The 6,581-nt window shown below is 67.0% G+C and carries 4 protein-coding genes and 1 pseudogene; 4 read left to right on the top strand and 1 reads right to left on the bottom strand.

All coding sequences use genetic code 11. The annotated features are described in order from the left end of the window. The first annotated feature begins 28 nt into the window (after nucleotides 1-28). The 4 genes from P1J78_RS05890 to P1J78_RS05905 all read left to right on the top strand — a co-directional run bounded on the left by P1J78_RS05890 (nucleotide 29) and on the right by P1J78_RS05905 (nucleotide 6,383). Nucleotides 29-1,573: a sugar ABC transporter ATP-binding protein gene (locus P1J78_RS05890; protein WP_275566399.1), complete on the top strand. Its 1,545-nt coding sequence runs from the start codon at nucleotides 29-31 to the stop codon at nucleotides 1,571-1,573. Then, nucleotides 1,570-2,544: an ABC transporter permease gene (locus P1J78_RS05895; RefSeq protein WP_275566400.1), complete on the top strand. Its 975-nt coding sequence runs from the start codon at nucleotides 1,570-1,572 to the stop codon at nucleotides 2,542-2,544. Before P1J78_RS05890 ends, P1J78_RS05895 begins: the two co-directional genes overlap by 4 nt. Nucleotides 2,545-2,642: 98 nt before the next feature. Then, entirely contained in the window at nucleotides 2,643-4,712 is a 2,070-nt protein-coding gene (locus P1J78_RS05900) for a hydantoinase/oxoprolinase family protein (protein WP_275566401.1), read from the top strand. 3 nt (nucleotides 4,713-4,715) lie between these two features. Next, the gene (locus P1J78_RS05905) at nucleotides 4,716-6,383 is read left to right on the top strand and encodes a hydantoinase B/oxoprolinase family protein (RefSeq protein ID WP_275566402.1); all 1,668 of its coding nucleotides are present in this window, start codon (nucleotides 4,716-4,718) and stop codon (nucleotides 6,381-6,383) included. Between the two features lie 57 nt (nucleotides 6,384-6,440). Here P1J78_RS05905 and P1J78_RS05910 read toward each other — a convergent pair. Then, nucleotides 6,441-6,581, bottom strand: a pseudogene (locus tag P1J78_RS05910) (IS6 family transposase); the annotation flags it as partial.

The raw sequence follows: 6,581 nt of genomic DNA on the forward strand, positions 1-6,581 counted from the left end.
GCCGGCCAGAGGCAAGGAAAGTAGGCCCATGTCCGAGCCAGATATCGCCGTCCGAGTGCGGGGCGTGGCCAAGAGCTTCGGAAAGACGCGCATCCTGAACGACATCACCATCGACTTTGCCCGGGGCGAAGTTCACGCCCTGGTCGGCGAGAACGGCGCCGGCAAGTCGAGCGTCGGCAAGATCATCGGCGGCTACTATTCCGCCGACGAAGGCACGGTCGAGATCTTCGGCGAGCCGGTCACGCGCTTCACCCCGCATGACGCGCTCGGCCGGGGTATCGCGATGATCCACCAGGAGCTGCAGCTCGTCCCCGAACTGACCGTCTGCCAGAACGTGTTCCTGGGCAAGGAATCCAATCGCGCGAGCTTTCTCGCACGCGGCGACCGCGCGCGCTTCGAGGAGCTCGAGCGCACCTGCGGGTTCTCGCTGAATCCCGACGCCAAGGTGGCGACGTTGCGCATCGCAGAGCGCCAGAAGGTCGAGATCATGCGCGCCATCGCCCGCGAGGCGCAGATCATCATCATGGACGAGCCCACCTCGTCGCTGACCGAGGACGAGGCCGACCGCCTGCACGCGCTGATCGGGCGGCTGAAGGAACAGGGTGTCACGGTCATCTATGTCAGCCACTTCCTCGAGCACATCCTCGCCAATTGCGACCGGGTCACGGTCATGCGGGACGGGCGGGTCATCCGGACCGATCCGACCGCGGGCGAGACCAAGCAGAGCCTGGTCGACTCCATGCTGGGCGAGGCCGCCGAAATCAGCTGGCCGGAGCTTCCGCCTCGCCCCCTTCCGTCGGTCGCGCCAGTGGCCGAGATGCGCGATGTCTCGACCGATACGGGCCTGTCCGGCATTTCGCTCGAAGTGCGGCCGGGCGAGATCGTCGGCCTGATCGGCCTGGTCGGCGCCGGCCGGACCGAGCTTGGCCGTGCGATGTTCGGGGCCGACCCGATCACGTCGGGCCACTATGCCATCGAAGGCGTTCGGCAGGAGCGTCTCTCGACCCACCGGGCGGTCGAGAACGGGGTCGCGCTGGTGCCCGAGGACCGGCGCAAGCAGGGCTTGGTCCTGACCCAGACCACCCGCCCGAACATCAGCCTGGCGACGCTGAGCGAGATCAGCCGCATGGGCTTCACCCAGCCTCGCAAGGAACGGCGCCGCGCGCAGGCGATCATCGACCACTTCGGGATCGTCCCGAACCGGGTCGACGGCGACGTGGCGTTCTATTCCGGCGGCAACCAGCAGAAGGTGCTGTTGGCCAAGTGGGCCGTCGCGCGCCCCAAGCTTCTGATCCTCGACGAGCCCAGCCGCGGCGTCGATATCGGCGCGCGCCGCCGCATCCATGAATTCGTCGTCGAGATGGCCGCCTCCGGCATCGGCGTGGTGCTGATCTCCTCCGAGCTGGAGGAAGTCATCGCCCTGTCCCATCGAGGTTACCTGATGAGCGAAGGGCGCATCTTCGGCGAGGTCGACACCCGCGGCCTGACCGTCGAGGCCGCGCTCAACCGTATCTTCGCACAACAAGGCGGTGAGCACATGCTGGCGCCGCAACAGCAGGAGGCTGCTCAATGACCGATACTCCGAACCAGAGCGCGACCGGCTCGCGCATCGACACCGGCCGGGTGCTCGACTTCGCCCGCGAATATGGCGTGCTCATCATCATCGGAATGCTGCTCGTCGGGCTGAGCTTTGCCTCGGACAGCTTCTTCACCGCCCGCAACCTGCTGAATATCCTGAACCAGAGCGCGCCGCTGGCGATCATCGCCTGTGCGCTGACGCTGGTGATCATCGGCGGCGGTTTCGATCTGTCGACCGGTGCGATCTTCGGGGTCGCCTCGGTCACGGCGGGCTGGCTTGCGGTCAATTTCGATCCCTACCTCGCGATCCTGGCGGGGCCGGCGCTCGGCTTTCTGCTCGGCGCGATCAACGGGGCGATCATCACCGGGTTCGGCGTTCATTCCTTCCTGGTGACGCTCGCCACCGGCCTCGTCTATCGCGGCCTTGCGATCCTGATCACGGACGGGTCGTTGATCCCGGTGCGGATCGAGGAGTTCTCGTGGCTGGGCCGCGAGCGGATCGGGTTGGTCAACGTCGCGGTGATCGTGCTGCTGCTTTTCGGGGCTGCGATGACGCTGCTGCTCAACGGGACCACCTTCGGCCGCAAGGTCTTTGCCGTCGGCGGCAACGAAGAAGCGGCGCTGCTGTCGGGGATCCGCACGAACCGCATCAAGATCCTGACCTTCTGCCTTACCGGCATGGCCGCCGGGCTGGCCGGCGTGATCTCGGTCTCGCGGATATCCATGGCCGAACCGCAGGCCGGGACCGGGATGGAGCTTGAGGCCATCGCGTCGGTGATCCTCGGCGGCACCTCGATCCTTGGGGGATCCGGCGCGGTCTGGCGCTCGGTCTCGGGCGTTCTGCTGATCGCGCTTATCGGGAACGGCTTCAACATCCTGAACGTCAACCCGTTCTTCAAGGACCTGACGACCGGCGTGATCATCGTGATCGCCGTGGCGCTCGCTGCGTCCGCCCGGCGCCGCTGACGCCGCCCGCCGCGCCGGGGACGCGGCGCATACCCTTTGGGCCTGGAGCGGCGGATCGCGCCGCCCCGCGGGCCGCCTGCATCCTTCGAGAGGACAAGATGACCGAGAAGATCACACGTGTATCAACCGATGTCGGCGGGACGTTCACCGATATGGTCTATTTCGAGACCGACGTGGCCAGCGGTACTCAGACGGTCCGTACCGGCAAGTCCGACACCACTCCGCCGGACTTCGAGCAGGGCGTCCTGGACGTGATGCGCAAGGGCGGGGTCGAGATCGACGCGGTGGACTTCTTCGCTCACGGCACGACCGTGGTCATCAACGCCCTGACCGAGCGCAAGGGGGCGAAGGTGGGCCTGATCACGACCAAGGGGTTCCGGGACTCGCTGGAGATCGGGCGCGGCAACCGGCCCGACTTCTTCAATCTGCTGTACGAAAAGCCCGCCCCCTTCGTCGAGCGCTACCTGCGTCGCGAGGTTCCGGGCCGGATGGACTATACCGGCGCCGAGTTGCAGCCGCTCGACGTGAGCGGGCTGGACGAGATCGTTGCCGATTTCCGCGCCGAGGGGATCGAGGCGGTCGCGGTCTGCCTGCTGCATGCCTATGCCAACCCGGCGCACGAAAAGGCGCTCGTGGACGAGATCCGCAAACGGTGGCCGGAGGCGACCGTCGTGGCCTCGCACCAGATAACCCGGGAATGGCGCGAATACGAGCGGACGAATACCACCGTGCTGTCCGCCTATGTGCAGCCCCGGGCCGAGCGGTATCTCGAAAAGCTCGAGACCGGCCTGACCGATCAGGGCTATCGCGGCCACATGTTCATCATGCAGTCGAATTGCGGAGTGGACTCGGTTTCGGCCACCAAGGCGGTTCCGATCACCATGGTGGAGAGCGGGCCCGCCTCCGGCTTCTGGGGCGCCGCCGAACTGGGGCGCATCATCGACGAGCCGAACGTGCTCGCCCTGGACATCGGCGGGACAACGGCGAAATGCTCGCTGATCGAGGACGGCAAGGTCGCGATCAAGACCGACTACTGGATCGAGCGGAACGGCCGGTCGGCCGGCTACCCGATCATGGTCCCCGTGGTGGACCTGGTCGAGATCGGCAATGGCGGCGGCTCGATTGCCTGGGTCGACGATTTCGGCAAGCTGCATGTCGGCCCGCAATCGGCCGGCGCCTCGCCCGGACCGGCCGCATACGGCCGCGGCGGGACCGAGGCGACGACGACCGACGCGAACCTGGTCCTCGGCCGGATCAACCGCGACTACTTCTGCGGCGGCACGGTCGAGGCCGATACCGAGGCGATGGATGCGGCCCTCGGCCGTCTGGCCGCCGGGCTGGGCCAGACCACCGAGGAGGCCGCGCGCGGCATCGTTCGCATCGCCAACTCCAACATGGTGAATGCGCTCAAGCTGGTTTCGGTCAACCGCGGCTACGACCCTCGCGACTTCGCCCTCGTCGTGTTCGGCGGCGGCGGCCCGATGCACGGCGTCGCACTGGGGCAGGAGCTGGGCGTCAGGAAGGTGGTAGTGCCGCGGGGCGCCCCCGTCTTCTCGGCCTGGGGCATGATGATGTCCGACCTGCGGCGCGACTACTTCGTCACACGCCTGATGGAAGCCGACGACAAGGCGGGCCTGAACGAGCTGTTGCATCACACCATGGAGCAGGCGCTGGACGAGTTCGAACGCGAGGGCCTGGCCCGCGACAAGGTCTCGCTGCGTCCACTGATCGGCTGCCGCTACCAGAACCAGGAATTCGGAGTCGAGGTGCCGATCGCCCCCGAGGCGGTCGGCGACGCCGGGCTCGCGGCGATGATCCGGGACTTCCACGACATCTACGAGCGGGAATACACCTACCGCCTCGATGCCGGGGTGGAGATCACCGGCATCCACCTGATCGCCTCCTCGGAGGTCGGCAAGCTGGAGCTGGTGCGGCTGCCGCGCACCGGCCGCGACGTGGCCGAGGCGGTGAAGGGCAAGCGCGACGTCGACTATGCGACCGAGGGTCGGCACGAGGCGACGATCTACGACGCCGAGAAGTTCGAGCCGGGCATGACCTTCGACGGGCCGGCCATCGTCGAGGATCCGGGCACCACCGTCGTCGTTCATCCGGGCAACCGCGTCTCGATCGACGATTACGGCAATATCCACATCAACATCCGGGGCTGAGACATGGACCAGACGACGATTACCCACGACCCGGTCACCTTCGACATCATCCAGAGTGCCCTTGAGGCGGTCGCCGACGAGATGTTCGTCGCGCAGCGCAAGGCCTCGATGAGCGCGATCATCTACGAGGTGCTGGACCTGTCGACCTCGATCCTCGACCGTAACGGCGAGATCGCCGCCTCCGGTGCCGGAATCCCGGCCTTCATCGGCGTGCTCGACAAGGCGATCAAGGGGATCCTGAACAAGTTTCCGATGGACACGATCCGCCCTGGCGACGTGTTCGCCTCGAACGACCCTTACTTCGGCGGGGTCACGCACCTGAACGACATGGTGCTCGCCGCCCCGGTCTTTCACGAGGGGCGGCTTGTCGCCTGGGTCGCCAACATCGCCCACTGGAACGACGTCGGCGGCAGCGTCCCCGGCTCGATGTCGGCGGAGGCGACCGAGATCTTTCAGGAAGGTGTACGGATCCCCGCCCTGCGCCTCTTCGACGAGGGCCGCGAGAACTCGGCCGTGTTCGACATCCTGTACACGAACACCCGGCTGCCGGATTTCCTGCGCGGCGATCTCTGGGCCGGGATCGCCGGCCTGCGCATCGGCGAGCGCCGGGTGCTGGAGCTGGTGGACAAGTACGGCGGCGACACCTTCGAAGCGGCGATCGCGGATTACATGGACCTGGGCGAGCGGCGCGCCCGCGCCGCGCTCAGGGCGCTGCCGCCCGGCACCTACGACTTCGAGGAGGAGCAGGACAGCGGCGACATCCACAAGGTCTCGCTGACCATCACCGGCGACGCGTTCGTCGTCGACCTGCAGGACAATCCGCGGCAGAAGGGCTCCTCGAACGCCTCCCGCGAGGGGACCGAGATCGCGGTGCAACTCGCCTTCAAGGCATTCACCGATCCCGAGGCGCCGGGGAACGGCGGCTTCTTCCGGCCGCTGCGTGTGGTCACGAAGCCGGGCACGCTGTTCCATGTCGAGGCGCCGGGCGCGCTGGGCTACTACTCCGAGGTCGAGGTGCGTCTGTTCGACATGCTGCTGCGCGCGCTCGCCTCCTACTTTCCGGGCGTGGTCCCGGCGGGCAACTTCGCCTCGATCTGCGGCACGGTCGTCGGCGGGCCGCATCCCGACACCGGGCGGCACTATACCATCGTCGAGCCTCAGGTCGGCGGCTGGGGCGCCTGGGAGGGGCATGACGGCCCCTCGGGCCAGTTCTCGGGCTTTCACGGCGAAACCTTCAACTGCCCCGCCGAGGTGGCCGAGGCACGCTACGGCCTGACCGTCGACCAGATCGCGCTCAACGCCGCGCCGGGCGGCGAGGGACAATGGCGCGGCGGCAAGGGGATCGACGTGCACTACCGGGTTCGGGCCGACCACAACTTCCTGTCAGCCGGCTACACGCGCGCGCGCCTGCCGCCCTGGGGGATCGAGGGCGGGCTCGACGGCTCGTGCAACTATGTCGAGCTTCGCCGTACCGACGGGCGCACCGAGCGCTATGCCTTCGCCACCAATGTCGAGGTGAATACCGGCGACGTGATCCGCGTGGTCACCGGTGTCGGCGGCGGCTACGGCGACCCGAGGAAGCGCTCGAAGGAGGCCATCGCCCGCGACATCCGCAATGGCTACCTGACGCCCGAGCGGGCTGCCGAGGTCTACGGCTACGTCCAGGATTGAATACGGTGCTGGCAGAGGGATTCCAACTCGTCTCAGCTTGGACAGTGATGTTGTCCCTTATACCGCGCAGAGACCGCGCCACTCTGCGAGAGCAGCGGCACGGTTCTTCTTGTAGTTTGCTCGGGAGTAGAAGCTGCGCTCCGAGTTGAAATGGTTGCTGACCGAGGTGTGGACGGAGACGAATTTCTGCAATGTTCG

Source organism: Psychromarinibacter sediminicola (assembly GCF_029168335.1).
GTDB lineage: Bacteria > Pseudomonadota > Alphaproteobacteria > Rhodobacterales > Rhodobacteraceae > Psychromarinibacter > Psychromarinibacter sediminicola.

Excerpts from the sequence above, each read along its gene's own strand:
- P1J78_RS05890 (WP_275566399.1), top strand. The coding sequence starts at position 29 with ATGTCCGAGCCAGATATCGCCGTCCGAGTGCGGGGCGTGGCCAAGAGC.
- P1J78_RS05895 (WP_275566400.1), top strand. The coding sequence starts at position 1,570 with ATGACCGATACTCCGAACCAGAGCGCGACCGGCTCGCGCATCGACACC.
- P1J78_RS05900 (WP_275566401.1), top strand. The coding sequence starts at position 2,643 with ATGACCGAGAAGATCACACGTGTATCAACCGATGTCGGCGGGACGTTC.
- P1J78_RS05905 (WP_275566402.1), top strand. The coding sequence starts at position 4,716 with ATGGACCAGACGACGATTACCCACGACCCGGTCACCTTCGACATCATC.